Source organism: Streptomyces doebereineriae, from assembly GCF_031845645.1.
Lineage (GTDB): Bacteria > Actinomycetota > Actinomycetes > Streptomycetales > Streptomycetaceae > Streptomyces > Streptomyces canus.
Genome location: NZ_JAVREZ010000138.1, coordinates 1 through 488 on the forward strand (window position 1 = coordinate 1; position 488 = coordinate 488).

A 488-nucleotide genomic window follows, 5' to 3' on the forward strand; every position below is an offset into this window, starting at 1 on the left:
TTCACACCCAGGTGGGCCATCACCGTGTTGCAGGAGACCCGGATCGCGTCCGCCAGGGATGCCTTCTCGCAGCCGCGCGCCTCGTTGGGGAGGACGGTGCGCGTGTTCGGCAGGATGTACGGCGACGGGGTGTCGGTCGGCGCGTCCGCGTCGGTCACCACCCGGGAGTCCAGGGCCGCCGCCGCCGTCACGATCTTGAAGGTGGAGCCCGGCGGATAGGTCTGCCGGATGGCCCGGTTGAGCATCGGCAGGCTCTTGGCCGCGTTCAGCCGGGTCCATGCCTCGGTGACCGCGGAGCCGGTGCCGGAGAGCCGCTCGGGGTCGTACGAGGGGGTCGAGACCAGCGCCAGGATCTTGCCGGTGGACGGCTCCAGGGCGGCGACCGCGCCCCGCCGCCCGCTCAGCCCGGCGTACGCGGCGCGCTGCATCGACTCCTTGACGGTCGTGACGACGTCGCCGCCCGGCTGCCTGCCCCGGGTGAACTCGTT

Annotated in this window: 1 protein-coding gene; it reads right to left on the minus strand. The window is 72.5% G+C overall.

Annotation, left to right across the window (positions count from 1 at the left end; genetic code table 11):
* A partial coding sequence (locus RNB18_RS51105) for a penicillin-binding transpeptidase domain-containing protein (RefSeq protein WP_311720936.1) occupies positions 1–488 on the minus strand: 488 nt, incomplete at both ends.